Here is a 1,361-nt window from a genome sequence, read left to right on the forward strand (position 1 = left end):
GCTGCAGCCCGGCGGCCGAGCCTTGCCAGGCCTGGCGCGCGGCGCGCCAGCCGTAGGCCACCAGGAAGGCCGCACCGCCGTAGCGGAAGGCTTCCAGCAGCAGCGGCTGCGCGGCGATCAGCGCCCCGAGGCCGAACACGCCCAGCGCCACCAGCAGCCAGTCCGACAGCGTGCAGAGCAGCACCACCGGCAGCACGTGCGCGCGCATCACGCCCTGGCGCAGCACCAGGGCGTTCTGGGCGCCGATCGCGACGATCAGGCCGCCCATCATCAGCGCGCCCTGCAGCAGCGCGGCGGGCACGGCGGGGTCTGGCAGGAGGCTGGGAGACAGCATGGAGGGATTGTGGCCAGCGCCCGCCTCCCAGAGAAGTGTGATTCAAGTTATTGGCATTACATTAGAAATACTGATCGATTGACCGAGACCGCGACATGCAGAACCTCGATCCCGCCGCGCTCGATTGCCTGGCGGCGCTGGCCGACGATGGCAGCTTCGAGCGCGCCGCGCAGCGGCTGTCGATCACGCAGTCGGCGGTGTCGCAGCGGCTGCGGGCGCTCGAGTCCCAGGTCGGCCAGCTGCTGGTGGTGCGGGCCCGGCCGTTGCGGCTGACCGAGCCGGGCAAGGTGCTGCTGCGTTTCGCGCGGCAGCTGCAGGCCATGCGTGCCGACGTCGCGCGCGAACTCGGCGAGCGCATGCAGTCGCAGGCCCGGCTGCCGATCGCCGTCAACGCCGACAGCCTGGCCACCTGGGTGCTGCCGGCGCTGGACGGCCTGGTGCAGCAGGGCCTGAAAGACGGCTTCGGGCTGGAACTGATCGTCGACGACCAGGACTTCACCCACGAGTGGCTGCGCCAGGGCCAGGTGCTGGGCTGCGTGTCGACCGTGCCGCAGGCGCTGCGCGGCTGCCGCGTCGAGCCGCTCGGCGTGATGCGCTACATCGCGGTGGCCAGCCCCGGCTTCGTGGCGCGTGAGCTGGGCGGCGACGCGGCCGCCGGCCTGCACCGCGGCAACTTCGCGCGCGTGCCTTTCCTGGTGTTCAACCGCAAGGACGACACGCAGACGCAGTGGGTCGCCCAGGCCTTCGGGGTGCGCGCGCCGAGGCTGGAGGAGCGTTTCGTGCCGTCTTCCGAGGCCTATGTGCGGGCCGCCGCCCTGGGTTGGGGCATCGGCGTGGTGCCGGAGCTGCAGGTGCGCGAACGGCTCGCGCAAGGCGAGCTGTTGTGCCTGCGTCCCGACATCGGCATCGAGGTGGCGCTCTACTGGCACCAGTGGAAGCTGGGCGACGACAGCGGACTGCCGGTGCGCGCCGCGCGGCTGGACGAGGTGGGCGCGGCGCTGGCGCGCGGCGCCGCCATGGCGCTGGA

The 1,361-nt window shown here is 72.2% G+C and carries 2 protein-coding genes; one reads left to right on the forward strand and one right to left on the reverse strand.

Features of this window, described 5'->3' with window-relative positions:
• Positions 1-334: LysE family transporter (locus tag x551_RS22280; RefSeq protein ID WP_161728132.1), on the reverse strand; the 334-nt coding region annotated here is incomplete at its 3' end.
• A 95-nt stretch (positions 335-429) separates the two neighbouring features.
• Here x551_RS22280 and x551_RS22285 point away from each other — a divergent pair.
• The coding region (locus tag x551_RS22285) for a LysR family transcriptional regulator ArgP (RefSeq protein ID WP_051512302.1) at positions 430-1,361 on the forward strand (932 nt) is incomplete at its 3' end.

Source organism: Methylibium sp. T29, assembly GCF_000576205.1.
Classification (GTDB): Bacteria; Pseudomonadota; Gammaproteobacteria; order Burkholderiales; family Burkholderiaceae_C; genus Methylibium; species Methylibium petroleiphilum.